Annotated in this window: 23 protein-coding genes and 1 pseudogene; 14 read left to right on the top strand and 10 right to left on the bottom strand. The window is 68.7% G+C overall.

What is annotated here, in order from left to right; genetic code table 11:
• Window positions 1-172: 172 nt before the first annotated feature.
• Window positions 173-712 (top strand): hypothetical protein, encoded by a 540-nt coding sequence (locus QMK30_RS20105; RefSeq protein WP_283519675.1) that lies wholly within the window; start codon window positions 173-175, stop codon window positions 710-712.
• 15 nt (window positions 713-727) lie between these two features.
• Here QMK30_RS20105 and QMK30_RS20100 read toward each other — a convergent pair whose 3' ends face one another.
• Window positions 728-2,710, bottom strand: a complete 1,983-nt coding sequence (locus QMK30_RS20100; RefSeq protein WP_283519674.1) for an APC family permease — start codon at window positions 2,708-2,710, stop codon at window positions 728-730.
• Window positions 2,711-2,829: 119 nt separating this feature from the next.
• Here QMK30_RS20100 and QMK30_RS20095 point away from each other — a divergent pair, with 119 nt between their 5' ends.
• On the top strand, window positions 2,830-3,123 hold the full coding sequence (locus tag QMK30_RS20095; protein ID WP_283519673.1) for a hypothetical protein: 294 nt from the start codon (window positions 2,830-2,832) through the stop codon (window positions 3,121-3,123).
• Between the two features lie 72 nt (window positions 3,124-3,195).
• On the opposite strand, the gene QMK30_RS20090 is transcribed toward QMK30_RS20095, so the two are convergent.
• Window positions 3,196-4,770: a substrate-binding domain-containing protein gene (locus tag QMK30_RS20090; protein WP_283519672.1), complete on the bottom strand. Its 1,575-nt coding sequence runs from the start codon at window positions 4,768-4,770 to the stop codon at window positions 3,196-3,198.
• 825 nt (window positions 4,771-5,595) lie between these two features.
• Window positions 5,596-6,093 carry a hypothetical protein gene (locus tag QMK30_RS20085; RefSeq protein WP_283519671.1) on the bottom strand — a complete coding sequence of 166 codons (498 nt, stop codon included), beginning with the start codon at window positions 6,091-6,093 and terminating at the stop codon, window positions 5,596-5,598.
• A 441-nt stretch (window positions 6,094-6,534) separates the two neighbouring features.
• Between QMK30_RS20085 and QMK30_RS20080 the strand changes: the two genes are divergently transcribed.
• Entirely contained in the window at window positions 6,535-7,800 is a 1,266-nt protein-coding gene (locus QMK30_RS20080) for an APC family permease (protein WP_283519670.1), read from the top strand.
• Between the two features lie 334 nt (window positions 7,801-8,134).
• On the opposite strand, the gene QMK30_RS20075 is transcribed toward QMK30_RS20080, so the two are convergent.
• Window positions 8,135-8,287, bottom strand: a complete 153-nt coding sequence (locus tag QMK30_RS20075) for a hypothetical protein (protein ID WP_283519669.1) — start codon at window positions 8,285-8,287, stop codon at window positions 8,135-8,137.
• Between the two features lie 38 nt (window positions 8,288-8,325).
• On the bottom strand, window positions 8,326-8,808 hold the full coding sequence (locus tag QMK30_RS20070; protein ID WP_283519668.1) for an ArsI/CadI family heavy metal resistance metalloenzyme: 483 nt from the start codon (window positions 8,806-8,808) through the stop codon (window positions 8,326-8,328).
• A gap of 79 nt (window positions 8,809-8,887) precedes the next feature.
• On the opposite strand from QMK30_RS20070, the gene QMK30_RS20065 reads away from it, so the two are divergent.
• The 4 genes from QMK30_RS20065 to QMK30_RS20050 are packed head-to-tail and all read left to right on the top strand — an operon-like array spanning window position 8,888 to window position 11,304.
• Window positions 8,888-9,280 carry an ArsR/SmtB family transcription factor gene (locus QMK30_RS20065; RefSeq protein ID WP_283519667.1) on the top strand — a complete coding sequence of 131 codons (393 nt, stop codon included), beginning with the start codon at window positions 8,888-8,890 and terminating at the stop codon, window positions 9,278-9,280.
• A complete protein-coding gene (arsB, locus tag QMK30_RS20060) occupies window positions 9,277-10,389 on the top strand; it encodes an ACR3 family arsenite efflux transporter (RefSeq protein ID WP_502963174.1) in 1,113 nt (370 codons plus the stop codon). The genes QMK30_RS20065 and arsB overlap by 4 nt, the downstream gene beginning before the upstream one ends.
• Entirely contained in the window at window positions 10,382-10,795 is a 414-nt protein-coding gene (locus QMK30_RS20055) for an arsenate reductase ArsC (RefSeq protein ID WP_283519666.1), read from the top strand. Before arsB ends, QMK30_RS20055 begins: the two co-directional genes overlap by 8 nt.
• A complete protein-coding gene (locus QMK30_RS20050; protein WP_283519665.1) occupies window positions 10,792-11,304 on the top strand; it encodes a GNAT family N-acetyltransferase in 513 nt (170 codons plus the stop codon). Before QMK30_RS20055 ends, QMK30_RS20050 begins: the two co-directional genes overlap by 4 nt.
• Before the next feature lie 915 nt (window positions 11,305-12,219).
• Here QMK30_RS20050 and QMK30_RS20045 read toward each other — a convergent pair.
• Window positions 12,220-12,888 carry an endo alpha-1,4 polygalactosaminidase gene (locus tag QMK30_RS20045; RefSeq protein WP_502963173.1) on the bottom strand — a complete coding sequence of 223 codons (669 nt, stop codon included), beginning with the start codon at window positions 12,886-12,888 and terminating at the stop codon, window positions 12,220-12,222.
• Between QMK30_RS20045 and QMK30_RS38490 the strand changes: the two are divergent.
• Together QMK30_RS38490 and QMK30_RS20040 are read left to right on the top strand one after the other, a co-directional pair.
• Window positions 12,779-13,192: pseudogene (locus QMK30_RS38490) on the top strand (MFS transporter); the annotation flags it as partial. The gene QMK30_RS20045 and the pseudogene QMK30_RS38490 overlap by 110 nt on opposite strands.
• Before the next feature lie 123 nt (window positions 13,193-13,315).
• Window positions 13,316-15,010: a DUF885 domain-containing protein gene (locus QMK30_RS20040; protein ID WP_283519763.1), complete on the top strand. Its 1,695-nt coding sequence runs from the start codon at window positions 13,316-13,318 to the stop codon at window positions 15,008-15,010.
• 97 nt (window positions 15,011-15,107) lie between these two features.
• On the opposite strand, the gene QMK30_RS20035 is transcribed toward QMK30_RS20040, so the two are convergent.
• From QMK30_RS20035 to QMK30_RS20020, 4 genes are read right to left on the bottom strand one after another with little or no spacing between them, the layout of a single operon-like run.
• Window positions 15,108-15,740, bottom strand: coding sequence for an amino acid kinase family protein (locus QMK30_RS20035; RefSeq protein WP_283519664.1), 633 nt, complete (start codon window positions 15,738-15,740; stop codon window positions 15,108-15,110).
• 8 nt (window positions 15,741-15,748) lie between these two features.
• Window positions 15,749-17,440 (bottom strand): carbamoyltransferase N-terminal domain-containing protein, encoded by a 1,692-nt coding sequence (locus tag QMK30_RS20030; RefSeq protein WP_283519663.1) that lies wholly within the window; start codon window positions 17,438-17,440, stop codon window positions 15,749-15,751.
• Window positions 17,441-17,499: 59 nt separating this feature from the next.
• Window positions 17,500-17,997, bottom strand: a complete 498-nt coding sequence (locus tag QMK30_RS20025; RefSeq protein ID WP_283519662.1) for a GNAT family N-acetyltransferase — start codon at window positions 17,995-17,997, stop codon at window positions 17,500-17,502.
• A gap of 4 nt (window positions 17,998-18,001) precedes the next feature.
• Entirely contained in the window at window positions 18,002-18,796 is a 795-nt protein-coding gene (locus QMK30_RS20020; RefSeq protein WP_283519661.1) for an SDR family NAD(P)-dependent oxidoreductase, read from the bottom strand.
• 831 nt (window positions 18,797-19,627) lie between these two features.
• Here QMK30_RS20020 and QMK30_RS20015 point away from each other — a divergent pair.
• The 5 genes from QMK30_RS20015 to QMK30_RS19995 all read left to right on the top strand — a co-directional run bounded on the left by QMK30_RS20015 (window position 19,628) and on the right by QMK30_RS19995 (window position 25,849).
• Window positions 19,628-20,359 (top strand): thioesterase II family protein, encoded by a 732-nt coding sequence (locus QMK30_RS20015; protein ID WP_283519660.1) that lies wholly within the window; start codon window positions 19,628-19,630, stop codon window positions 20,357-20,359.
• 53 nt (window positions 20,360-20,412) lie between these two features.
• Complete coding sequence (locus tag QMK30_RS20010; protein ID WP_283519659.1) at window positions 20,413-21,114, top strand: thioesterase II family protein; 702 nt, start codon at window positions 20,413-20,415, stop codon at window positions 21,112-21,114.
• A gap of 114 nt (window positions 21,115-21,228) precedes the next feature.
• Window positions 21,229-22,920: an ABC transporter transmembrane domain-containing protein gene (locus QMK30_RS20005; RefSeq protein ID WP_283519658.1), complete on the top strand. Its 1,692-nt coding sequence runs from the start codon at window positions 21,229-21,231 to the stop codon at window positions 22,918-22,920.
• A 49-nt stretch (window positions 22,921-22,969) separates the two neighbouring features.
• Window positions 22,970-24,745, top strand: a complete 1,776-nt coding sequence (locus tag QMK30_RS20000; protein ID WP_283519657.1) for an ABC transporter ATP-binding protein — start codon at window positions 22,970-22,972, stop codon at window positions 24,743-24,745.
• A 15-nt stretch (window positions 24,746-24,760) separates the two neighbouring features.
• Window positions 24,761-25,849 (top strand): ornithine cyclodeaminase family protein, encoded by a 1,089-nt coding sequence (locus QMK30_RS19995; protein ID WP_283519656.1) that lies wholly within the window; start codon window positions 24,761-24,763, stop codon window positions 25,847-25,849.
• The last annotated feature ends 7 nt before the right edge of the window (window positions 25,850-25,856 follow it).

Here is a 25,856-nt window from a genome sequence, read left to right as displayed (position 1 = left end):
GGCGCGTGCGGGCGCCGGGGATCAGCACTGGCGTGGTCTTGGCGCGAATCCGTGTCTTCTTCACGCACCTCTGACGGGAGTACGGGACGGCCGTCAATGACCCGCTCGCGTTCCGTCAGTACCGCGTCAATCTCTCCTCAACCGGGCTGCCTTCGGCTCTACCGTCGCTGTCATGAGACGTATCCAAGACGTCGGGAGCGTCACGCCCGGTGCATCAGCGGTGCGGGACAGCGGCTGGGCCGCGAACGCGAAGTTCGCGGTCGGCTGCGCTTTGCTGCTTCTCGGGCTGCTGCTGCTGATCGACGCGGGCGCGGCCGGTCTGACGGTATCGCGAGCCGGGCTGTGGGCCGCACTCGCCGTCCTGCTGTTCGTCGTGCTCCTCCCCCCGAGAGTCTCCGCGTGTCCGGGCCTGCTGGCGTCCCGGGGTCTGCTGCGCGAGCACATCGTGCGCACGGACCGCCTGGTGTCGGTGCGCTGGACCGACGGGGTGGCGCGGCGACTGGTCCTGCGGGACGCGGACGGGGGCCGCGTCGAGATCGATCCGGAGGTCCTCGTCACCAACCCGCCGCTCTGGCGGCTGCTCGACGAGGACGCTCGCGCCTCCCACGCCCGCGGGTCGCTCCTGTGCGGTGCGACCGGAATGCGGCAGTTGTCGGCACGTATCGACCGTGAGACCGCGCAAGCCGTCTTCAAGGTGTCCGATCTGAGCTAGCGCGAGGCGGAGGGATCAGCCACCGACGTGGATGCCGGGGCGTCGGTCGGGATCGGGTTCGTGGCTTCGGATGATCTCGCGGGTGACCGGGGCAGTGTCGCCGCGGCCGAGCAGGAAGTAGCGGAACATGTGCCGCAGCGGGCTGCCTTCGGCCCAGGCGAAGTAGCAGTGCGGCCGGACACCCGTGGCATCGCGCAGAGCGAGCAGGATCGTGGCGATGGCGTTGGGGGCGGCCGGCGCTTCGACGCGGAGGATCCGGTAGCCGTCGACCTCAACGCCGCGTACGTCAAGGGTTTCGCTGAAGTCGGAAGGGTCGACCACGTCGATTTCGAGGAACAGCACATCGGCGGGGCCGGGCACGGGATTGCTGCCGCGCTGCTCGCGTTCCTTGTCGGCGTACTCGGCGGCGTCGCCGGTCTCGCGGCGGTTGGCGATGATGTTGATGGAGTTGTCGTGGGCGATGGTGTCGGTGATGAGCCGGCGTGCGGCCGGATCGAAGACGATGCGGTCGGCGCGCAGCTCGGTGGTGCGCGAGACCCGGGAGATCAGTGACACGGCGATGATGCCGGCGATGAACATGCCCGAGATGGCGATGCCGTCGGGCTTGTCGACGATGTTGGCGATCAGGGCGTAGAGCAGCACCGCGGTGAGCAGGGCGAAGCCTGTTGCCTTGGCGCGCCGGCGGCGGCGCACGACCGAGACGGTGACGGCGAAGGCGCCCGAGACCATCATGGCCAGGATGCCGGTGGCGTAGGCGCCGGCCTGGGCATCGACGTCGGCGTCGAACGCGATGGTGATGGCGATGCACAGCGCGGTGTAGACCATGACGACCGGGCGTACCGCGCGGCCCCACTCCGGCGCCATGCCGTAGTCGGGCAGGTACCTCGGGACGATATTGACCAGCCCCGCCATCGCCGACGCACCCGCGAACCACAGGATCAGGATGGTGCTGACGTCGTAGACCGTGCCGAAGGCTTCCCCTACGTGCTCGTGAGCCAGCCAGGCCAGGGCCCGGCCGTTGGCCGCGCCGCCCGGCTCGAACTCCTTGTGAGGAATGAGCACGGTGGTGACGAAGCTCGCGGCCAGCAGGTAGACGCTCATGATGAGCGCGGCGGTCGTCAGCAGCCGGCGGGTGTTGCGGATCCGTGAGCGCAGCCGCTGCTCGGCGGTGTCACCATCGGAGGCCACGAGCGGCATCATGCTCACCCCGGTCTCGAAGCCGGACAGACCAAGCACCAGCAGCGGGAACGCAAGCAGGGCAGGCCCCATCAGGTCGCCGAAGCCTCCGCCGCCCTCGACGAGCGCGTCCGTCCACGCCGAAAACGCCCCTGGCGTGGTGACCACGTGCGCCACCCCAACAGCGATGACAACCGCGTTGAGCACCAGGAAGACCGCGACCAGGGGGATGGCCACCTTGACCGCTTCGCTGAACCCGAGCAGGAAAACCCCTCCGAGCACCAGCAGGAACGCCACGGTGAGGGCGACTTCGTGGCCGTGCAGGGCCTGAGGGAAGTAGGGGTTCTCCACCACGTGCACGGAAGCGTCGGCAGTGGACAGGGTGATCGTGATGATCCACGACGTGGCCACGAAACCGAGCAGGATCAGCACGAACAGCTTGCCCCACCAGAACGGCAGCAGGTCCTCCAGCATCGCTACCGACCCGGCCCCGTTCGGGCTCTCCCGGGTCACCCGCCGGTACATCGGCAGCATCCCCACCAGGGTCAACGCCACGATCAGTAACGTTGCCAAGGGCGACACCGCCCCGGCGGCGAGCGCGGCGATCGCGGGTACGTAGGCCAGGCTGGAGAAGTAGTCCACCCCGGTCAGGCACATGACCTTCCACCAGGGATGCTGTTCGGCGTGGCCCTCCTCTGCCGCGGGACCGACGGGCTGCACCTGATGGCGCAGCAGCCACCGTGCCAGGCTGCCGGTCGGCTGTGAGCGCAGAGCCGGGCTCTCCACCACTTCCGGCACGGCCGGTTCGTTCGTGTCCTTCATATCCCCGTAAGCCTTCCTTGCCTGCCCAGCGCGCCGGTCACCGCAGGCACGCAAAGCGGCACCGCGACGATCACTGATTATGCGGTCTCCGGTTCGGCAGCACCTCCAGGGGGTGCGAGATGGCTTCCATCCGCGTCGGTCATGGGGACGGGCAGATCATGTCCGGCGAGACTGGTGTCACATCCACCGATCACCGGGGCGGCCTGGCCAGCCACACCCGGATGGGACCGATCCATCAGGGGAATCAGCGCTCTTTGCTCTCCGTGACCCCGCACGAGGACTCCGTCAGCATCGAGTACCGCGTCACTCCTCAACTGCGGGACGAAGAGGACGTCGACAGTCCCCTCCTCCTGATCCTGGACGCCCGCGACGTCTCGGCCAGGCCGCGCATACTCATGCGCCACGCGAAGTGACTCATGCGCCACGCGAAGTGGAGGAAGTCCTCTCCCTCATGACCAGCGTTTCCAGACCATCCTTGGGCCAGGTCAGGTGGGGCGGCAGAGCAGAGGCTTCGCCAGTTCCGCGCAGGGCCGGTGTCCCTGGGAGCGGAGCACGTCCTTGCCGACTTCGTTCGCCAGGTAGCGCAGGAAACCCGCGGCGATCGAGTCTGCGGGAGGTTCCCCGTAGGTGTAGGCGAACTCCGTCTGCCAGTACGGGTATGCGCCTCCGTCGACGCCTTCCAGGGTGGCTGCGTAACCGTCGATCCGTACCTGTTGCAGGTCGTCGCGGTTGTTCGTGGCGCCGATCTCGCTGTGGCCGAGAGCGCCGGGGGTGGCTGACACGGTGTCCAGGAGTGTTCCGGTGTCACCGACCTCGCAGCGGCCGGGACGGCCCGTGTCCAACGCCGCGCAGTCGCCTTGCGTGACCTCCATCAACTCCTTGCCGCCAAGGACCTGTTGGACGAGCGTGGAGCGGGTGCCGGAGCCCGGGTTGCGGCTGATGAGCTGAATGGGAATGTCGTTGCCGCCCACTTGCCGCCAGTTGGTGACTCTCCCCGCGTAGATTTGCCTGACCTGACTCTTGTCGAGGTCCTGGACACCGGTGTCCTTGCTGACAACCAGGGTGAAGAGCGCCAACGCAACCGGTCTGGGGAGCAGTTGCGGGCGTCTGATGCTCTTCTTCCCGTCGGTGAAAGCCAGCCGGTCGGGAGAGCCCGCGTTGCCGCCCTTGGTTTCCTTGTCCGCTGCGGCGAGTGTGTCGAGTCCGGCGACGCTGCCCTTGAACGTGTTCTCCGTGATGGGAATACGGGCGTCCGGGCATGTCTTCTCGTACTGTTTCGCCGCTTCTCGCACGACTGGGGCGAACGCGGTGGAACCGGAGAGGGCCAGCGTCCCCTGCGCACAGTCCAGTGGGGCTGCGCGGACATCGTCTCTGGTGAACGTCGTCAGGGACTGGGCGGCGACCACCAGAACCAGCATGGCGATGAACGTCATGACGGGTTTCGAGGCGAGTACGTGGCTCGCTGTCTTCCTGATCGAACCGCCGTGCACCCCGCCCTTGATCCCGGCGACGACTTGAGGATCGGGGAACTCCTCCCCGGCGAAGTCCCGTTCGCGTTCGAGAACCGCCAGGACCTTGTAGTGGTTGCCCCGATTGAGCGTCACCTTGGGGAGCGTGATCCGGCCATCGACCACTTCCAGACCGGGGGCAGCCCCGGCCGGGGCGCCCTCGCGGTGAGTGCTCACGAAGGAGCGACGCAGGTAGTCGTGACTCATCTCGGTCGCGACCATGCCGACGACGCGCCGACCGGGGAAGCGCACCTCTATACCGGCATGTTCGGAGCCCTGCGAGACGTAGTCGCCCGAGTCGATCAGTGTCCAGCCGCTGTTCTCAATACGCAGCAGCACGAATGACGGGTCGCGCAGCGAGGCGTTGTCCCGCTGCATCTGCCGCAGCACTCCGGCGTGCAGGGCTTCGGCCGCGTCCGGCGCGGTGGTGTCCATCTGGATCCGGTAGCCGAGACGCTTACGGCCGGCGAATGCGAACTCCCATGCGGCGGCGGCCAGCGGAATGGCGAGGCCGAGCATCGCGATCGCCGACTCCCAGGGAAAACCGTTCACCGACGACTCCTGACGATCCGGATGCGGACGTGCGCCAAAGTTACGAGCGCCTCGGCCCAGTCGCCACGCCTGCCGTGAATCTTCCGGTCCCGTTCATCGTCCCGTCGCCGGAGACGCCGGGAGTTCACTTGTGGGTTCTCGCTACCGCATCAGCCCTTCGTGAGCCGCGCGGCCGTGCCGACAGCACAGCTTCTCCTTCTTGTTGATCTCCGGGAAGCCGCCGTTCCGGCTCGTCATCCGCGAACACCCGGGGCGCCACCCGCAACCTCCACGACAACCGCTCACATCTCGTGAGCACCGTGCGCGACACCGTAGAAGCCATCGCGTCCTTGCTCACGGCCCCTACGATCGAGCCGTGTCGTCCTGCGCGCCGCTGCCCAGAGCGCGAAGGACGGGTGTGCCGCAGAAGGATGTGCGGGGCCCAGGCGGCACGACAAGGTCCCCGTCCGCTCGGGAACGGACGGGGACCTTCTGGGGCACTGGGCGATCAGACCGACGTCGCGAGGGCGTGCAGGAGACCCATCGCAGCAGCCGTGGCCGAGGGGACGTAGAGGCCGACGAGCAATTGGCCGAGGCCCGCGACCGCCGTGAAGGCGAGCCTCCGCACCAGATCGACGTGGGCAAGGACATGCCGTCCATCCGGTGGAGGACACCCGCGGTGAGGGCGATCGCCGTCGCGCTCAGCAGCACGCGAGCGTCACGTTCGGCGTCGGCGTCGTCAGGGAAAGGATGCTGAGCGGGCTGGCGCCGACGAAGGTCTCCGGCGGAGGATCATCGCTGTCCTCCTACAAGACTTCGGAAGCGAGGCCGGAACCGAGCGTGGTGTCAGGCGCCGGATCTGCACACGCCGGGAGGCCATACGACATCGACGCTCAGTCCGGCCGAGCGGGCCGCTGCCACGGTGCCCGCCGTGCCGCCGCCACGGCCGGTGGGCGCGCTGCCGTCCCAGACGGCCAGCAGACGGTCCGCGCCCTGGAGCGGGCGGAGGTTGGCCGCTTCGTAGGCCGCGCGTCTCGCGTGCTCGTACGGCATGATCACCACCTCGTCGGCGGCCTCGCACCGCGCATCGAACCTGACGAGGTCCGCCGGGGCCACCACCGCGTCCCGGTAGTCCCTGGAGCGGATGATCGCCGACAGCCGGCCGCCGAGGGCCGGGATCTCCTCGGCGAAGAAGGTGTCAGCGCCGCGGGCCAGGCAGGTACGCCCCACGAGCGCGTCGCCGCGCAAGCCGGCCAGCAGTTCGTGCTGGGCCGTGCGCACCGGCCCGGCTGCCTCGGCGGCCAGGTCCATGTGACCGGTGACGGCGACGGCGACCGTGACCATGCGGCAATCCCCTTCCGGCCCGGGCGATGTGGCCGTCACTCCATCCGGTGGCGGTGGCGGTGCGCGCCGAGCGAGCCGATCGAGCGGTACAGAGCATCCACGGGCTTCACAGAGCCATGGCGGCGCCGAATCCCAGGACGTAGGCCCTCTGCCTCATCGCGGCCAACGCCGCCCTGCTGGGGTCGAGACGTACAGCGGACTTGTGCATCAATGGCACGGCGTCATCGAGGGCGCTGAACAGCTCTCTCTTTCCGCCTCCACCGCCAAGGTGCTGCTGCGTACCGCTGTCCGTGCCGACCGGCGCCGAGCATCATCTGGTGCGTGATCACGGGCTCCTCAAGGAGACAGGCGCTCGCAGCATCGCGCACGTCGTTCCGCTACGGTTCGCCGAGATCGTGTGTGGCAAGCATTCGGCGGCGGGCCGCCGCGAAGGAGCAGGCGATGGACTCGGTGGGAACTCCGGCCGGTGGCGGCGAGTTGAAGCGGTACCTGGGCGTCTCTGACGCGGTGCTGATCGGTCTCGGGTCGATGATCGGGGCCGGCATCTTCGCCGCACTGGCTCCGGCGGCCCGGGCTGCCGGGTCCGGGCTGCTGCTCGGGCTGACTCTCGCGGCGGTGGTCGCGTACTGCAACGCGACGTCCTCGGCGCGGCTGGCCGCCCGCTACCCCGCCTCCGGCGGCACCTACCTCTACGGCCGCGAACGCCTCGGCGACTTCTGGGGATACCTGGCCGGCTGGGCGTTCGTCGTCGGCAAGACCGCCTCCTGCGCGGCCATGGCCCTGACCGTGGGCACCTACGCCTGGCCCGGTCAGGCCCACGCGGTCGCGGTCGCCGCCGTGGTGGCGCTGACCGCCCTCAACTACACCGGCGTGCAGAAGAGCGCGCGGCTGACCCGCGTCATCGTCACGGTGGTCCTGGCGGTCCTCGCCGCGGTGGTCACCGCCTGCCTGACCGGCGGCACCGCCGTGGCCGCGCGGCTGGACATCGGCGCGGACGCCACGGCGGGCGGTGTTCTGCAGGCGGCCGGTCTGCTGTTCTTCGCCTTCGCCGGCTACGCCCGCATCGCCACCCTCGGAGAAGAGGTCCGCGATCCGGCCCGCACCATCCCCCGCGCGATTCCCCTCGCCCTGGCCATCACCCTCGTCGTCTACGCCTGCGTCGCGGTCGCGGCCCTGTCGGTGCTCGGGCCCGTCCGGCTCGCCCACGCATCCGAACCGCTCACCGAGGCGGTACGGGCGGCCGGCGCCCCCGCCCTGGCCCCCGTCGTGCGCGTCGGTGCGGTCGTCGCAGCTCTCGGTTCCCTGCTCGCGCTGATCCTCGGCGTCTCCCGCACCACCCTGGCCATGGCCCGCGACCGGCACCTGCCCCACACTCTGGCCGCGGTCCACCCGCGCTTCGGCGTTCCGCACCACGCCGAACTCGCTATTGGCGCGGTCGTCGCCATCGCCGCCGCCACCGTCGACGTGCGCGGCGCGATCGGCTTCTCCTCCTTCGGCGTCCTGGCCTACTACGCAATCGCCAACGCCGCCGCCCTCACCCTCACCCCGGCCGAGGGCCGCCCGCCGCGGGGCGTTCCCGTCCTCGGGCTGGTCGGCTGCGCGGTTCTCGCCTTCGCCCTGCCGCTGAACTCGGTCATCTCCGGAGCCGCTGTCCTGGCCGTCGGCGCCGCCGTCCACGGCGCGCGAAAGGCAGGCGTCCGCAGCTGACCCGCGCTCGCCTCGCCCCCTGGCGCGGGCGGAGCACGTCACCGGATCCAGGGTGGCCGGTAGACCGGCGACCGGGCCGGACCGTGTGGAGGTAGACGCAGCCGTGACGGGACACAAGCAGGACCCCCACCTGGCCCAGGCACAGCGTCGGCGTTGGCAGCACACCCACACCGCTCGCCCCGGCAAGTACGGCGAACGGCCCTCCGACCCCGGCGTCCATGCCGCCGGGATCTTCCGTCCGGCGGAGCCGGGACGTCCTGGAACTCGGCCCCGGGCACGTGCGCGACGCGCTGCACTTCGCCCGGATGGGCTTCACCGTCCAGGCCACGGCTCCTCAGCCACCGGCCTGGAACAGCTCGGACCCGTCGCGGAACCTGATGACGCGCATGCCGTCCACGCCCTGCGCCTTGCCACCGGCGCGGCCGACCCGGCCGCGGCCCGGCGAGCCGCGGCCCGCGCGGATCAGCGCAGGATCCGGTCGGCGCACAAAGTGCCGCGAGGGACGAGGCGTAGACGCGCCCGGTCTCAGCTGCCGCAGGCGCAGCCCGTGGCCGCCGTCGCGGGCGCGGCGGTCCCGGCGCTCTCGTTCTGCCCGGAACAGCAGGCATCTCCGCCCAGCGCGGGGCTCTTGCCCAGTTGGTCGGCGTCAGCCTTGACGACGTAGACCTCCCACGGCTCCTTGCCGGGGCCGTGCACCCACACCTTGTCCTGGAGGGCGTAGCAGCAGGATGTGTCGTTCTCCTCGAAGGTGGCGAGCCCGGCGTCCTTGAGCCGGGTGGTGGCTGCGGTGACTTCCTCGGTGGTGTCGACTTCGACGCCGAGGTGGTCCAGGCGGGTTTCCTGGCCCGGCTCGCCCTCGATGAGGACGAGCTTGAGCGGCGGGGTGGTGATCGCGAAGTTCGCGTAGCCGGGGCGGCGCTTGGCCGGCTCGACGCCGAACAGCTTGGAGTAGAAGGCGACCGACGCTTCGAGGTCGGCGACGTTGAGTGCGAGCTGGGCACGGGACATGACGGTCTCCCCGATCAGGTGTATTGATGTCTGTCGATTCAAGATTGCACCTTGGATCGAAAAACGTCAACATAGAAGCATGTCGAAACAAGAGCTTGTGATACTCGGCCAGGACGTTGCCGACGGATGCTGCCCCGCCCTGCGGACCGCTCCCCTGGACGAGGGCAAGGCCGCCGATCTGGCGAAGGCGTTCAAGGCCCTGGGTGACCCGGTGCGGCTGCGACTGCTGTCGATGATCGCTTCCCGGGCGGGCGGGGAAGTCTGCGTCTGCGACCTCACCCCGGCCTTCGAGCTGTCGCAGCCGACGGTCTCCCACCACCTCAAGCTGCTGAAGCAGGCCGGGCTCATCGACTCCGAGCGGCGCGGGACCTGGGTGTACTACCGGCTGCTCCCCGCAACGACCGACAAACTCGCCGCCGTCCTGACCCGCCCCGGTGCCCCGGCCGCCGAACGTGTCGGGGCCGCATCGTGAGCGGGACAACTGCCACGGCTGGGCCGGTGGCCGGGCGACTGTCGTTCCTGGACCGGTTCCTCGCCGTGTGGATTGTGTTCGCGATGGCCGCCGGCCTCGGCCTGGGCCGCCTTGTCCCCGGTCTGGGGGACGGGCTCGCGAAGATCACCGTCACCGACGTCTCACTGCCGATCGCACTCGGCCTGCTCGTGATGATGTACCCGGTCCTGGCCAAGGTTCGATACGACCGCCTGGACACCGTCACCCACGACCGGCGCCTGCTCACCTTGTCCCTGATCCTGAACTGGATCGTCGGCCCGGCCCTGATGTTCGCCCTCGCCTGGGTCTTCCTGCCGGACCTGCCCGAGTACCGCACCGGCCTGATCATCGTCGGCCTCGCCCGCTGCATCGCGATGGTCATCATCTGGAACGACCTCGCCTGCGGCGACCGCGAAGCCGCCGCCGACCTCGTTGCCCTGAACTCCGTGTTCCAGGTGATCGCGTTCGCCGCGCTGGGCTGGTTCTACCTAAACGTGCTGCCCGGCTGGCTCGGCCTGGAGCAGACGGCGCTCGATGTGTCCGTGTGGGAGATCGCCCGCTCCGTTCTCATCTTCCTCGGTATCCCGCTGCTGGCCGGGTTCCTCACCCGCCGCCTGGGCGAGAAGACCAAGGGCCGCACCTGGTACGAGACGAAACTGATCCCGCGCATCGGCCCATTCGCCCTGTACGGACTGCTCTTCACCATCGTCGTACTCTGCGCCCTCCAGGGCGAGGCCATTACCTCCAAGCCCCTGGACGTCGTGCGGATCGCACTGCCGCTACTGGTGTACTTCGCCGTGATGTGGGCCGGGTCCATGGCCGCCGGCCGCGCGGCCGGACTCGGTTACCCCAAGGCGACGACGCTGGCATTCACCGCCGCGGGCAACAACTTCGAACTCGCCATCGCGGTCGCCATCGCCACCTTCGGCGCCACCTCCGGCCAGGCCCTCGCGGGAGTCGTCGGCCCGCTCATCGAGGTCCCCGTCCTCATCGGCCTCGTCTACGTCGCCCTCGCCGCTCGCCGCTTCTTCCTCCAGCCCACACCATCGGCCCCACCGGCCGTCTCCACGGAAGGTTCCGCCCGTGTCTGAGACCAGGCCGTCCGTGCTGTTCGTGTGCGTCCACAACGCCGGGCGCTCACAGATGGCCGCCGCCTTCCTCACCCACCTCTCCCAGGGCCGTATCGAGGTCCGCTCCGCCGGGTCGACGCCGGCCGACGCCGTGAACCCGGCTGCCGTCCAGGCCATGGCAGAGGCCGGTATCGACCTGTCCTCCGAGACGCCGAAGGTACTGACAGCCGACGCTGTGCAGGCGTCCAACGTAGTGATCACCATGGGCTGCGGCGACACCTGCCCCGTCTTCCCCGGCAAGCAGTACCTCGACTGGAAGCTCGACGACCCCGCCGGCCAGGGCGTCGAGGCGGTCCGCCCCATCCGGGACGAGATCGAGCGACGCATCCGCGGCCTGCTCGCCGAACTCGGCATCGAGACCGCATGACCGCCGCGGCGGCGGCAGGCGGGCACATCACAGCGATGCGACCCGAGCACGCGGAACAGGTCCTGGCGATCCATCAGCTCGGCATCGAAGAAGGCAACGCCACCTTCGAGACCACCGCCCCGGACTGGAAGAGATTCGACGCGACCAAGCTGCCCGAACACCGTCTGGTCGCCCTCAACGAGGAGCAACGCGTGCTGGGTTGGGCTGCCGTAGTGCCGGTCTCCGACCGCTGCGCGTATGCCGGAGTGGTCGAGCACTCCGTCTACGTCGGCCCCGAAGCCCGCAGCCGCGGCGTGGGACTCGCCCTCCTGACCGCCCTGTTGGCCTCTACCGGCGCCGCCGGAATCTGGACGGTGCAATCCGGGATCTTCCCCGAGAACACAGCCAGCCTCGCCCTGCACCACAAGGCCGGGTTCCGGATCATCGGCACCCGCGAGCGCATCGGCCTCCACCACGGCCAGTGGCGCGACGTCGTCCTCGTCGAACGCCGCAGCCCGACCATCGGCTGAGCGCGGCCACGGCCATGCCCCTCCAGCCGACAGCAACTCGACCGCCACAACAACCCTCTTGCACTCGACCGACGAATGCCAGTGCTTCGCTGACCCGCGGGCCGGCCCCGGCTTGCAGCGGCCCGGGCATGACCTGGGCCGCAGAAGGAAATCTGCTTCGGCCAGGACCTTCGCCCATGGGCAACCCCTGATCGCCCAACTCGATCCAACCCACAACGAGACGGCAGAAGTTGCCGATGCTGCCACGCCTCCACGATGCGGAGAGAACATCAGAACAGCTGGTGGACCCGCCCTAATAGGGCTGCCGTGCGTCGAGACAGGAGAAGCGACGCCAGAGCTGCTCGCATCACTCTCGGCCGAGCGGGACCGCATCGACACGCAGATCAGCGACCTGGCGAGCGCCCGGGACAGACTCGACACGGTCATCGCCGACGTCACCACCACCTGGCGCACAGGCGCACGCTGCCGCCCTCAGTGAACAGCGCGCCCGGCTCCACGACCGGAAAGGGAAGGCTCATCGAGCGACCGCGGCATGAGCAGGATCCTCGCTGACGGAATCACCAGGGCGCGCAAGCGCGGGCAGCGGGGAAGGAACGTCTTGATGCCCGGCGGGTAACCGGCGTCACGCCGCCGTGGCAGCCGGGGCACCCGCCAGAGCAAATGTGATCCGTACAGCCGCCATCGAGGACGCCCCCCTGGAACGGACTCAGAGGTCGACGGCAGCAGGGGCGTCGAGCCAGAAGAAACCGGCGCAGCAGCGCTGGCCCGGCGGAGGTCGCAGGGCCGCTCCGGTGGATCGGATCAGCAGGTCCGACGGACGTACTCCTTGTTCCCCGGGGCGGTGACGTCGAGATCACGCAGAACGACACTGATCCGGTCACCGAATCCGGAACAGGTCTTCCTGAAGGCCTGCTCCTAGTCCTCGATCACGATCACGTTGTCACCGAATCCCTCGGTGTAGTCACCGCACTCGTCCCACTCGCCGCACTCTTCCGTGATGGCGAAGTCGAGGCCCGTCTCCTGACGAGCGGTGGAGAAGCTCAAGGTGTTCTTCTGCGCGATCGCCAGGTTCTTCCAGTGGGCGTGATCGGAGAGCAGTCTGATGAACGCCTTGGCGTTGGCCTCACTGATCAGATCGGTCCGCTCGAAGGTATCCAGGTTGTCCGGCTCGACAGCCTGGAAGCCCTTGCTCGCGCAGATGTCGATCCAGGGGTTCACCTTGGCGGCGATCCGCTGCCGCTTACTGTCGGTGCGGACGTCCAGGATGGCCTCGCCCCAGTCCTCGTCATAGACGATGTCCCCGCGCGCGTCCCGCAGCAGCAGATCACCCCACTCCTCTGCGGCTCCTGGCTGGGCCTGGAAGGCGTTGACGTAACAGATGTTATACAGGCCCGCCGTCGGCGAGGCGGTGTAGTCACGACTGAGTGTGGGAGCCGAACCCGGCCTGGTCGGCGTCCTGATCGCCTGCGGCGGCCTGGGAGGTGTACTGGGAGGGCTCGCTGCCGGACGGCTGGCGCGCCGCTTCGGCACTGCGCGCGCCCTGCTGACCATCCAGCTGACGACAACGCCCTTCGGACTGCTCATCCCCCTCGCTGATCCGGGCCCGTGGCTGTCTCTGTTCGTGTTGGGGACCACCGTGGTCCTGGCCGGCGTCGTGGCCTGCAACGTCATCATCGTCAGCTTCCGGCAGACCTACTGCCCGCCCGACATGTTGGGCCGTGTCACCGCGACCACGCTGGTTCTCAACTACAGCACCATTCCGCTGGGCACGGTGATCGGCGGCGCCGTGAACACGCTGCTGGGTCCCCGCACCACAATGTGGATCGTCGTCGGTTCCGTGCTCGTCACCAACTGCCTTCTCCTGTGCTCCCCCTTCGCCGCCTTCGGGATTTCCCCACCACGGCGCCACGCACCCAGCAGGAGGTGGCAACCCCGGGCCGGTTGCCGGGGCCTCGAACGGAAGATCAGCGAACCGGGTGACAGCCTCCTGCCCGCGTATCAGAATGTAGGCATGTCAGACGCCCCCACGACAGAGCCCCTGCCCCGCCGAGTCGCCGACACCTACGTCGAAGAACTCGTTGTCCTGGACCCCGTCACCGGGACGTATCTGGGCGTCGAGGACAGCCACGCCAAGCTCCCCGATCTGTCGCCCAGAGGCCGGGACTCATTGGCCCGCCTGGCCCGGACCACCCTGGGTCGGCTCGATGAGGCCGAGCGAGCGCCCGGCGCCGCCACCGACGTGGAACGCCGCTGCGGACGTCTGTTGCGGGAGCGCCTCGAGGCCAGGCTCGCCATCAGCGCGGCCGACGAGCATCTGCGTGCCGTGGCGAACATCGGTGGGCCCGTGCATTCCATTCGCGAGATCTTCGCCGTGACGCCCGCGGAGACGGAGCAGGACTGGGCTGTGATCGCTGAGCGGCTGCGCACGGTCCCGGCGGCGCTGGCCGGTTACCGCACCGCGCTCGAGCTGGGCCTCGAACGCGAGCTGCACGCCTCACCACGCCCCACAGCCACCTTCATCGGTCAACTCTCGGCGTGGGCCGGGGACACCGGGGACAAGTGCTGGTTCGAGCAGTTCACCGAGCCCGGTCCCGCATCGCTGCGCAGTGAACTCGATTCCGCCGGCGCGGGAGCGACCCAAGCCGTGGTGGACCTCCGCGACTGGATGCGCGAGGTGTACGCCCCTGCCATCAAGGGGTCTCCGGACGCGGTCGGCCGCGAGCGGTACGCCCGCTGGTCCCGCTATTACAACGGCGCGGACCTGGACCTGGACGAGGCCTACGCGTACGGCTGGTCCGAATACCACCGCATCCTCGGTGAGATGGAGACCGAGGCCCAGAAGGTGCTGCCCAGTGCGACCACCCCGTGGGAGGCGCTCAAGCACCTCGACGAGCACGGCGAGCACATCGAGGGCGTCGACGCCGTCCAGTCCTGGCTGCAGACCGTAATGGACGAGGCGACGGACGCGCTCGACGGCACCCACTTCGAACTCGCCGACCGGGTACGCAAGGTGGAGTCCCGTATCGCCCCGCCGGGCGGCGCAGCTGCTCCGTACTACACATCGCCGTCGGAGGACTTCACCCGCCCTGGCCGAACCTGGCTACCGACGATGGGCGCCACCCGCTTCCCCGTGTACGACCTGCTCTCGACGTGGTACCACGAAGGTGTGCCAGGACATCACCTGCAACTCGCGCAGTGGGTGCACGTCGCTGAGAGTCTTTCCCGCTATCAGGCGACCGTCGGTGCGGTGAGCGCCAACTGTGAGGGCTGGGCGCTGTACGCGGAGCGCCTCATGGACGAGTTGGGCTACCTCACCACCCCTGAGCGCAGGCTCGGCTATCTGGACGCCCAGATGATGCGCGCCATCCGGGTGGTCGTGGACATCGGCATGCACCTAGAGCTGGAGATCCCCACCGACTCGCCGTTCCACCCCGGTGAGCGGTGGACTCCCGCGCTCGCCCAGGAATTCTTCGGTCTGCACAGCAGCCGCCCCGCGGATTTCATCGAGAGCGAACTCACCCGCTACCTGTCCATGCCGGGGCAGGCCATCGGCTACAAACTCGGCGAACGGGCCTGGCTTCTGGGCCGCGAGAACGCCCGCCGCGCACACGGCGATGCCTTCGACGCGAAAGCCTGGCACATGGCGGCCCTGTCACTGGGCTCCTTGGGTCTGGACGATCTCGTCGAGGAACTCTCCGCTCTCTGACCGAGCGCTGTTCCTGGCCAGGACTGACAGGATCGGACTCCGGTTCTCCTGGCGCTCGCACGGATTGCGCCCCGAGCAGGGCCGGTTACTACCGTCATCAGAGACAGTGGAGGTGCCTCAGCACGGCGTGGGGCACCGACATGTCGATTAACGTTGCGTCCGTCGGGCTTCCGGACCCGGCCGGGAGCACCAGGGACCCTCCGAGCGCGGAGGCGAGCGAGGCGGCCGCCGATCTCGCTTCGAGGTGGTGGATGCCACCATCGCTGCCGTACGCGATACTCGACACCACCGGAATTCGGCCGCTGTCGAGCAGCGTGCGGACCACTCCCGTGTCGACCAGCAGGTCCGCCCCGTCGCGGACCGTCAGGGTCCGGCCGTCCTCGCCGGTGATGCCGACGGCGAACGGGGTGCGGTCGTTGAGCAGGCCCACCAGCTCCCGCTGGACGTATCCCGCGACGTACCCGCGAAGTGCGGCGGCGTCGTTTTCCGGCCGAGTGAGAAGGTGAGGCCCGCCGTCGTGCACCACGACGGGCCTCATCCCGCTGTACCGCAGGAAAGCGATGTCGCCGCAGAACGCGTGCCTGAGCCCCTCGTCCGCGAGGACGGAGTGTCCGGCCACCACGACCACTGTCTGGCCATGGAGCTCCCGCAGGCGGGGCAGGATGCCGATGAGGGCCTCTGCCACGCCGTGCGCCGCCGCGGAGCCGGAGCGGGAATCCTGCGAGATCACGGTTCGGCTCAGCCGTCCGTCCTCTGGTACAGCGTCCCGGCGCTCCAGATCCGGGAGACCCGGCCCCACTGCGCTGCGGAAGCCACGTTGGGGAAGAAGCCGTGCCCATTGAGGTTGGCGCTGGTGTTGCACAGCACGGGGACACCGCTGAGCCGGTGATAGGCGGACAGTACGGTGAAGAGCAGGCTGTCGTCCTCCGGGCCGACCGTCTGCAGTCGTGCGGTGCCGTCGAGGTGAATGACCGCCGGTATGCGTTCGCGCCAGTCCGCCCGCACCTCGTGGTCGAAGAGCATGTGCGGGTCCGGCGTACCGGGCGAGAAGATCGCCGGGGCCTCGCCCTCCAGGCAGATGGGAGCGATGGGCCGGTAGGGCTCACGGTCCTTGACGCGGTTCAGCTCGTCCTTCATCGACGCCATGACCGGAGCCGCCAGAATGCTTCGGCCGCCGAGTGCGCGGGGGCCGAGTTCGGCGCGGCCGTGCAGGACCACCACGGGCTCTCCGGACTCGTGGAGGATCCGGGCGAGTTCCTCCGGAGTACAGGCTGCCATAGACCAGTTGACGGGCAGCTCGGGCGAAGGGGAAAGCGCCGGGCCGAGCCGGGGGTTCCAGGCCATCGGCGTCATACCGGCGTGCTGAGCCCGTCCCAGGGCTGCCGCGCCGATGGCCGATCCCGAGTCGTTGGGGAACGGCGGGACCCACACATCACTGAAGTCCGGCGCCTCGCGCAGCGCACTGTTCCACTTGATGTTCAGCGCGCAGCCGCCGGCGAAGCACAGATTCCATGGGCCGTCGCCCTTCGCCCCGCGGACCTTGGCGGTTATCCGTTCGACTAGGAGGCCTTCGAAGAAGGCGTGCACACTGGCCAGCGCGTCCTCGTCGCTGACTCCGTTGTCCACCACCCTGGCGCGTACCGCCGAATAGAACTCGTGCACCGGCGGTACCGACTGCTCGAAGAGGCTGCCGTAACCGCCGACCGTCGCGCGGTACTCCACAGCGGCCGGTTCGTCGCTCTCGAAAACGCGATGGAACTCCTCCCGCAAAATGGCCAATGCGCCCTTGTCCACCTGGCCCAGCGCGATGTAGGCCATGAGTTTGCCTGCGATCGACAGGTCATCGACCATGTTCGACTGGACATCCCTGCGGAAGGGCCCGAAGTGGTGTCCCGCGATGGCGTAGGCATGCCCGAGGAGAGGAAAGAGCTCTCCCAGGTTCTCCACACCGGCGTCCGGGTCCACCCAGTAGAGGCGCGGGAAGAGTCCGCCGTCCCAGACGAGGACGAAGGAGCTCTCGCCCCGTTGGGCGAACGGGCTGGAGACGTACGCGCTCGCCACGTGTCCCGCCGCGTGCGGGTAACTGGTGTACGGATAGCTCTCGCCGTCCATCGGGTAGGTGCCCGAGACGCTGGGCCGGTCCAGCGCCGGGCAGGCCTGCGACTCCCGGTACGGACCGACCACGACCTCCGTCGGCCTACCCTGGTCGAGCAGGGCCACCGTGCCGGACACGTCGCCGTCCCAGCCGTCGATGACCCACTCGTCCACGTCCTCCGGCTTGTAGCCGAAGTCGGCCAGGATCCCGGGGATGAGGCTGAAGTCGCCAACGGTGCTGTAGCGCAGAGCGTTTCCCAGCTTCTCCATCTCCACACTGAAAACCAGGCGTTCGTCGTCAAGAAGGGCGACGGCACCGTCGTGCGTGAGTTTCAACCCGCAGATTATCAACTGTGTCACTCCTCGGTCGGCATGAGCATGCACGCGGACATGAATCAGTCTCCGGACCGCTCGGCGGTCAGTCTCAACCGATAAAGGCTGGATTTTCGGCCGGGGCGGAACAGCGTGTGCCATTCGTCGCGGATCTCGCCCACCGGTATTTTCGAGAATCCCAGCGTCTCGAACCATTCTCCGCCGTATCGGGAGACGGCCAACAAGGAGTGATATCCCTGTTCTCTGCCAGTACTGGCGGCAACTTCGATCAGATCGCGGCCGATTCCCCGGCCTTGCCATTCTGCGGCGATGCACAGGTTGTAGACGACCAGGCTCCTCCCCGATCGGGTCGTCCCCGCACAGCCGACCAGGCGGCCTCCTTGCGAGGCGACCAGGAATTCATGCACTTTTTCGGCCAACTCTGCGGGAGGCCGAGCGATGAGCAGTCCGTCCTCGACAAAGGGTGCCGAGAGCAGCGAGATCTGCTCCGCGTCCTCGGGGCGCGCGGGTCTCGCGACGAGGCCGTCCCGCGCGTTCCCTTCCCGGGAGGCGGCCCGCACGGACTCACGTAACATCCGCACCGTCCGCTGGAGTGGTCCGGCTGCCGGCGAACCCAAGCCCGAAATTCTGTTCGGACGGCATCAGTTCGATCATGTTTATGTTGACGTGGGCCGGCCTTGACACACACCAGGCCACCGCTTCCGCCACGTCGTCGGCAGTGAGCGGGTCGATGCCCTCATAGAGCGCGTCCGCCCGCTCCACGTCCCCGTCGAAACGGACCTGGGCAAACTCGGTTTTCGCCATCCCGGGCGCCACGCAGCTCACTCGGACGCCCGTGCCCTGGAGGTCGACGCGCATGTTCAGCGACAGTTGATGCACGAAGGCCTTGGTGGCAGCGTAGACATTCCCGCCCATGTAGGGGTAGTTCGCAGCGATCGAGCCAATGTTCACCACATGACCGGAGCCGCGGGACACGAGTCGCGGAAGCAGCACCTCGCTGACGTTCAGCAGACCGGAGATGTTCGTGTCGATCATCTCGCGCCAGAACTCAGGATTGCCCGATTGCAGAGGCCCGAAACCCCGGGACAGGCCGGCGTTGTTGATGAGGACCGAGATGTCGCGGAAATCCGGGGGCAGGTCATCGAGGGCTCGTGCCAGGCCCTCCCGGTCCCGGACATCGGCGACCACCGGCAGGATCGCCCCTGTGGAGTCCTGCTCCGCCAGGACCTTCAGACGGTCCGCCCGGCGGGCCAAAGCAACCACCGAGTAACCCTGCCGGGACAACAACTGCGCGATTCTCTCACCGAATCCCGACGACGCACCTGAAACCACGGCTACGCCACGTTCGTCCTGCGCCATTCCACACATCCCCTCGGTCCCGTCGCGCTGTATCGCCACGAAGACTTCACGCGGTCACCCCACACCCCGATCGGAGCGTGAGATACGGGCACCTGTCCAGCGGCATTGGGTTCTCCGCGCGCGCTGACTGAACCAGAGCCACTCCTGCTTACTTCGAGCAACCCGCACCAGAAAGGAGCCCAGGTCGACTTGACCTCCACTCCACAAATTCCGTGCCAGTGAATCATGCACCGATACAGCACAGCCATGTGACGTACAGCACACCGCTATCGACTTGATACTCCATCACCGAGTAGGACTATGCTCTTATTTGACTCCGACTCGGACACAACGGACGGTCGAGATATATCTCTTGCCCGTCGAAGTGCGCTCCGTGATAGGAATGTTGGCGACGGGGTAGGGGGCATGCGAATTCACGATTGCGGCTGTGTCCGAGCAGCAGGTGCGGCCGAGCCGTGCCACCATCTCCCTGTGCTGCGTGTGCCGTTGATGTCGTGTCCGGCTGCCGAGCCATGGACCGCACTCTGCCGCTGAACGTCACTCTCGACTCGCAAGGGAAACAGTGTGTCTGCCATTCAGAAACGTCACCTTCGCGCGTCCGTCGTCGCCCGGCCCTTGCCTCATCGGCGTTACACCAGGCCACACTTGAACCCGGGGCACCACTCCGCTGCTCCTGGCGGACCGGAGAGTCCCGGGCTCAAGCCGGAGGAACTGGCCGCCGACCGGGCTGTGGTGGCAGAAGTCCTCTGTGTGCGGGCCGACCGCGTGCGTTCCTGAGCCCCCGCGCCCATGACTGCCCCCCACGCATCGACGACAGGCGCTTCCCGCAGCATGGTGCGCACCGCACCGCGCCCGGACGCCCACACCACCCTGTACTGCCTGCCCCACGCGGGTGGCGCCGCTTCGGCATACCGCGACTGGTCCGCATATCTGCCCGCCTGGTTGGAGGTCGTGGCGGTGCAACTGCCCGGCCGGGAGAACCGGGTGGCCGAGCCCTCGGCGGTCTCCCCCGAGGACACGGCGGCCGCCGTAGCGGCCGACCTGAGCGCGCATCCGGACCGGTCCATCGTGCTGTTCGGGCACAGCATGGGGGGTCTGCTCGCCTTCGAGGTCGCTCGGCTGCTCGCAAGAGACAGTGGGCCGGCTCTCGCCGGGCTGTTCGTCTCCGGCTCGGCGCATCCCGCCGCGAAACCGCACACCGACCCAACCGTCTCCCAACTGTCCGACACGGACCTGCTCGCCTGGGCTGTCGCCCTCGGCGGGATGCCGGCCTGGATAGTGGCGGAACCACAGATGCACGAGCTGGTGCTGCCCGTCCTGCGCGCCGACTGCGCATGGCTGGAAAACCATGTTTACCGGGCCGACGCACCGCTCGCCTGCCCGATCACCGTCATGGCGGGCGAGGCCGATGCCCATGTGGGAACCACCGGACTGCAGGCCTGGCAGGTGGAAACCACGGGGATCTTCCGCATGCGCCGCCATCCCGGTGGGCACTTCTACGCCGATGACACACTGCCTGAGGTCCTGGGCGGGCTCGCCGACGACGTACGGGAGTGGCTGTGAAGCCGGGTCCGCTCGTGGAGTGGGAGCCGCCACGCGGCGCGAGGGCTCTGTTGGTGTGTCTGCCCCACGCCGGTTCCGGCGCCTATCAGTTCCGCCCGTGGCAGGAACTGCTCGGTCCCGACGTGGCGTTGCTGGCCGTACAACTGCCGGGCCGGGAGAACCGGTGGCGGGAGGAGCCCGCGACCACCATGGCGGAGGTGCTCGACGAACTGGCCCCGGCGCTCGCCGCACGGCTCGACCGGCCCTACATGGTGTTCGGCCACAGCATGGGAGCTCTGGTCGGGTACGAGCTGGCCCGTGTCCTGGGCCGGGCACACAGCCGGTGGCCGAGCGGATTCGTCGCGTCGGCGGCCCGGGCGCCGGATGCCCAGGGGGGCCCGTCCCGCGCGGTTGAACTGAGCGATCAGCAGCTCGTCGCGGAACTGGTCGCCGACGGGGCCGTGCCCGCGGCCGTAGCGGCCAACGGCCGTCTGGCAGCGGCGATCGCACGGCCCCTGCGCGGTGACATCACGATGTGCGACTCCTACACACCGCCCGTCGCGGACACCCTCCTCCCCTGTCCGATCAGCGCATGGAGAGGGCAGGAAGATACGGGTGTGACCGAAGATCACGTCCACCGGTGGAGTAGGTGCTCCACCGGAACCAGCACGGTACGGACGTTCGCAGGAGACCACTTCTACCATCTCGCCGACCCCCACAAGGTGACCTCTGAGCTGCGGAGTTTCATCGCGGGCCAGCTGGGACCGGGTAGCTGACCGACGACGTCCCAGGGCGTCCCCCCCGACGCACGACGCCCCACCTCCACTCCTCTCAGCCACCCCGCCCGACCCCGGACATCCGGAGGTCGGGACAACCCGAAGGAAGTCGCATTGCCGAGCAACAATCCACTGCCCGAGCTGGGAGATCCGGATCTCCGCTCACCCAAGAGCTATCTCCGATGGCTCATCGGCAGGCAGTCGAGCACACTGTCCCTCGGAGTGTTCTGGGGCTGTTTGTGGATGGCCAGCATGGGCCTGAGTCCCTTCGCCATCGGCCGGGCCATCGACGCCATGTCGGACAAGGACACCGACGGACTACTGGTCTGGACGGGGGTCATCATCGGGCTCGCCCTGGTGACCACCGTCGGCAGCGTGTGCCGGCACCGCTGTGACACGATCGGCCGACTCAAGGCCAACTACCTGACGATCCGTCTCGTGGCCGCCCAGGCCGCGCGACTGGGCGCCGGGCTGCCGAAGCGGGTCTCCGCCGGCGAAGTGGTCGCCATCGGTACGGCGGACATTGCCCGCATCGGAGCCCTGCCCGGAGCCGTCGCCCGAGGTGTCGGTAGCGCGGTCACCATCGTGCTCGTCGCCGCGGTGCTGCTCTCCACGTCACTCACCCTGGGGCTACTGGTCCTGATCGGCGTCCCCGCCCTGCTCGCCGGAACGGGCCCGCTGCTCAGCCCACTTCACAAGCGAATCGGCAACTACCGCGACCTCCAGGGCGAATTGACCGCCCGGGCCAGCGACATCGTGTCCGGTCTGCGTGTCCTGCGCGGCATCGGCGGCGAGGCCTCGTTCGGCGAGCGCTACCGCAAGGACTCGCAGCGGGTGCGCCACGCTGGAGTGCGCGTGGCGAAGGTCGAATCGGTGCTGCCCGCCGCCGAGGTGCTGCTCCCCGGGATCTTCGTGGTGGCGGTCGTCTGGATCGGGGCACGTCTCGCCGTCGGGGGCGGGCTCTCGGCCGGTGACCTCGTCGCCGCCTACGGATACGCCGCGTTCCTCATGATGCCGATGCGCACCGTCACCTCGGCGGTGCAGTCGTTCGTCGGCGCCGGCGTGGCCGCGGAGCGGGTCGTGCGGGTACTGGCCCTGGAGCCCGACCCCACCGCAGGCACCCCCCGGGTCGACCTCAGCGAGGCGCCGGACCTGTACGACGCGGCATCGGGACTGCGGATCCGGCCGGGGCTGCTGACCGCGATCGCCGCCGCCACACCGGAGGAAGGCGCCGAAATCGCCGACCGGCTCGGGCGCTACGCCCAGGGCCAGGTCACCGTCGGGGGCGTTCCGTTGGAGACCCTGCCGCTGGAGCAGGTGAGGGATCTCGTACTGGTGGCCCGCAACGACGACACCCTGTTCTCCGGAGTCCTGAGCGAGGAACTGGGCGGGTCCTCGGACCGGGTGCGGACCCAGGCTCTGCACACGGCCAACGCGGAGGACATCGTCGAAGCCCTGCCGGACGGTATGGACACCCTCGTCACCGAGGGGGGCTCCACCTTCTCGGGCGGCCAGCAGCAGCGCCTGCGGCTGACGCGGGCCCTGGCCTCCGTTCCCGGAGTGCTCGTCCTGGTCGACCCGACCAGCGCCGTGGACGCGCACACCGAATCGATCATCGCCGAACGGCTGCACAGCTCCAGGGAGGGGCTCACGACCGTGGTCGTGAGCAACAGCCCGCTGCTGCTCGACCAGGCCGACGAGGTCGCCTTCGTCGAGGACGGCAAGGTCGTCGTGATCGGCACACACCGTGAACTGGCTTCCGGGACGTCCCAGTACGCGGCCGTCGTCATGCGGGAGGAGACGTGACCGTCTCCTGCCCCGACCCTTCCGACAGCCGCCCCCAAAGGAGTGCACAGTGAGTCTTCCGGTAGCCGATGCGAAGACGGTCCGCCGTCACGTACGGGAGTTGGTGCGCAGTCATACCGGCCTACTGACCCGCACCGTGTTCTGGTTCGTCCTCGCCACGGCATGCGGCCTGGTCGTTCCCGCCCTGCTTGGCGCTCTGGTCGAGGACGTGGAGAAGGGCATCACCACCACCGAGGTGGATGTCACTGTCGCGGTGATCGCCGGACTCCTCCTGATCCAGGGTGTGTTCACCCGCGTCGCCCGGCTCCAGGGCGCCCGGCTCGGGGAACTGGTACTGGCGGACATCCGGGAAGGATTCATCCGGCGGGTCCTGACGCTGCCCATGTCCACCGTGGAGAAGGCCGGCGCCGGTGACCTGCTGACCCGCAGTACCCGCGACGTGGATTCGCTGTCGCGGGCGGTACGTTTGGGCGCGCCGTCGATCCTGGTGGCGAGCCTCTCGGTGGCGCTGACGCTGGTCGCCCTGATCGTGACCAGTCCGATCATGGTGCTGCCGTGCCTCGTCGCCGTACCGCTCATCGTCTTCTCGACGCGCTGGTACCTGGCGCGCGCCCGGGAGGCTTACCTGGCCGAGGCTGCCAGTTACTCCGAGCTCACCCAGGGACTCTCCGAGACAGTGACCGGCGCCCGGACGGTCGAGTCGCTGCGCCGGGCCGGCTCGCGCGTTCGCCGCACGGACAAGGACGTCGAGCGTTCGAACGGGGCCGAGCGGCACACGCTGTTCCTGCGCAGCGTCTGGTTCCCGCTGATGGACTTCGGGTACATCCTGCCGGTCGCCGCCACGCTGCTGTTCGGCGGACTCTTCTACATCGAGGGCTGGGTGAGCCTCGGCGAGGTGACCGCCGCGACCCTCTACACCCGCGCCGTGATCGACCCCCTGGACGAACTGCTCGGCTGGCTCGACGAGTTGCAGGTCGGCGATGCCTCACTGGCCCGCCTGATCGGCGTCGGGGCCGCACCCGCCCCGGGGGGCGACTCCGCCCGGCGGCCCGACGGCGACCAGCTCGCCGCGGAGAGCATCACCTATTCCTATCGCGACGGTCACGACGTGCTGGAAGACGTGAGCCTCAGCACCAGCCCCGGTGAGCGCATCGCCATCGTCGGCCCCTCGGGGGCCGGGAAGACCACCCTCGGCCGGATCCTCGCCGGGATCCACGAGCCGCGCACCGGGTCGGTCACGCTGGGCGGCGTACCTCTCCACGAACTGCCGTTGGAAGAACTGCGGCGCCACGTGGCCCTGGTCACGCAGGAACACCATGTGTTCCTCGGCACGGTGCGCGAGAACGTCGCACTGGCCTCGCCGGACGCCACCGACGAACAGGTGACAGCGGCCCTGGCCGCCGTGGACGCGGTGGCCTGGGTAACCGCGCTGCCGAACGGTCTCGACACCGAGCTGGGCACCGAGGAGAGCCCGGTGTCGCCCGGCCAGGCCCAGCAGCTGGCGCTGGCCCGGCTCGTGCTGGCCGACCCGCACACCCTGGTACTCGACGAGGCCACCTCCCTGCTGGACCCGCGGGCCGCCCGCGACCTGGAGCGTTCGCTCGCCGCCGTGCTGCGCGGACGCACCGTCATCGCCATCGCCCACCGACTCCACACGGCCCACGACGCGGATCGCGTAGTCGTGATGGAGGAAGGCCGCATCACCGAGCAGGGGCCCCACACTGAACTCGTCTCAGCGGGCGGCGCCTACGCCGGCCTGTGGCAGTCCTGGCACGGACGCGCCCCTTCAGCCCATTCGAACACCTCCGACAAGTCGGAACACTGAGGCCAGGAGAGACCCTTGCATGGTGAGCACACACACATAGTCGACGCCGAAGCCATCTCCGCCATTGTCGCGAAGGTGGGGCTTGGGCAGCTGTACGATCTGACGATCGAGCGCATGGCCGCCGTCCTCACGGGTGGCTCCGGCGCGACAGTGGAGATGAAACAGCGGGACGGATTCCTTCTGACCACTCCGCAGTTGGGTCTGCTGGAGTGGATGCCCGCGGTCCGGCACGGTGCCACGGTCTCCATCAAGATGGTCGGCTACAACCCGCACAACCCCGTCAAGAACCAGCTCCCCACCATCCTGTCGACCCTGTGCGCCTTCGACGCGGACAGCGGCCACTTGCGGGCGGTCGTCGACGGGACCTTCGCCACGGCCATCCGCACGGGCGCGGCATCCGCGCTGGCCAGCCGGGTGCTCGCCCGGCCGGACTCCGCCGTGCTCGGGCTGGTGGGCTGTGGCGCGCAGGCCGTCACACAGTTGCACGCCCTTTCGCGCGTCTTCCCGTTCGCCGAGGTGCTGGTCTGCGACACGGATGTGCGGGCCGAGAATTCCTTCGCGGCCAGGGCCCGGCTGCCCGAGGGAGTCGTGCGGGTCGCGGCGCTGCACGAGGTGGAGGAGCTGGCCGACGTGCTGTGCACCGCCACCTCGGTCGCTCCGCACGAGGGCCCGGTCATCCGCGGAACCGCGCTCAAGCCATGGGTGCACGTCAACACCATCGGCTCCGACATGCCCGGAAAGACGGAGCTGCCGCTGGACCTCCTTCGTAAGGCGGTCGTCGTCCCCGACCACCTGGAACAGGCGAGGGCCGAGGGCGACTGCCAGCAGCTCGCTCCCGAGGAGATCGGGCCCCCGCTCTCCGAGATTCTCCAGGACACCGACGCGCACCGCAGGCTGTCTCCGGTCACCACCGTCTATGACTCGACCGGCCTCGCGGTGCAGGACCTTGTCATGGTCGAGGTGTTCGAGGAACTGGCGCGAGAACTCGGTGTCGGTCATCGCATCGCGATCGAGGCCACGGCCGACGACCCGCAGGACCCCTATTCGTTCCTGCCCGGAGCGGTCACACATTCCTGGGCCGCGCGGCTGGGGTCACGGTCGTGACCCCAGC

It is taken from the genome of Streptomyces sp. H27-C3 (assembly GCF_030063415.1).
In the GTDB taxonomy this organism is placed as follows: Bacteria; Actinomycetota; Actinomycetes; order Streptomycetales; family Streptomycetaceae; genus Streptomyces.
Note: the sequence above shows the minus strand (reverse complement) of the source record. Positions and strands in the feature narration are given on the sequence as shown.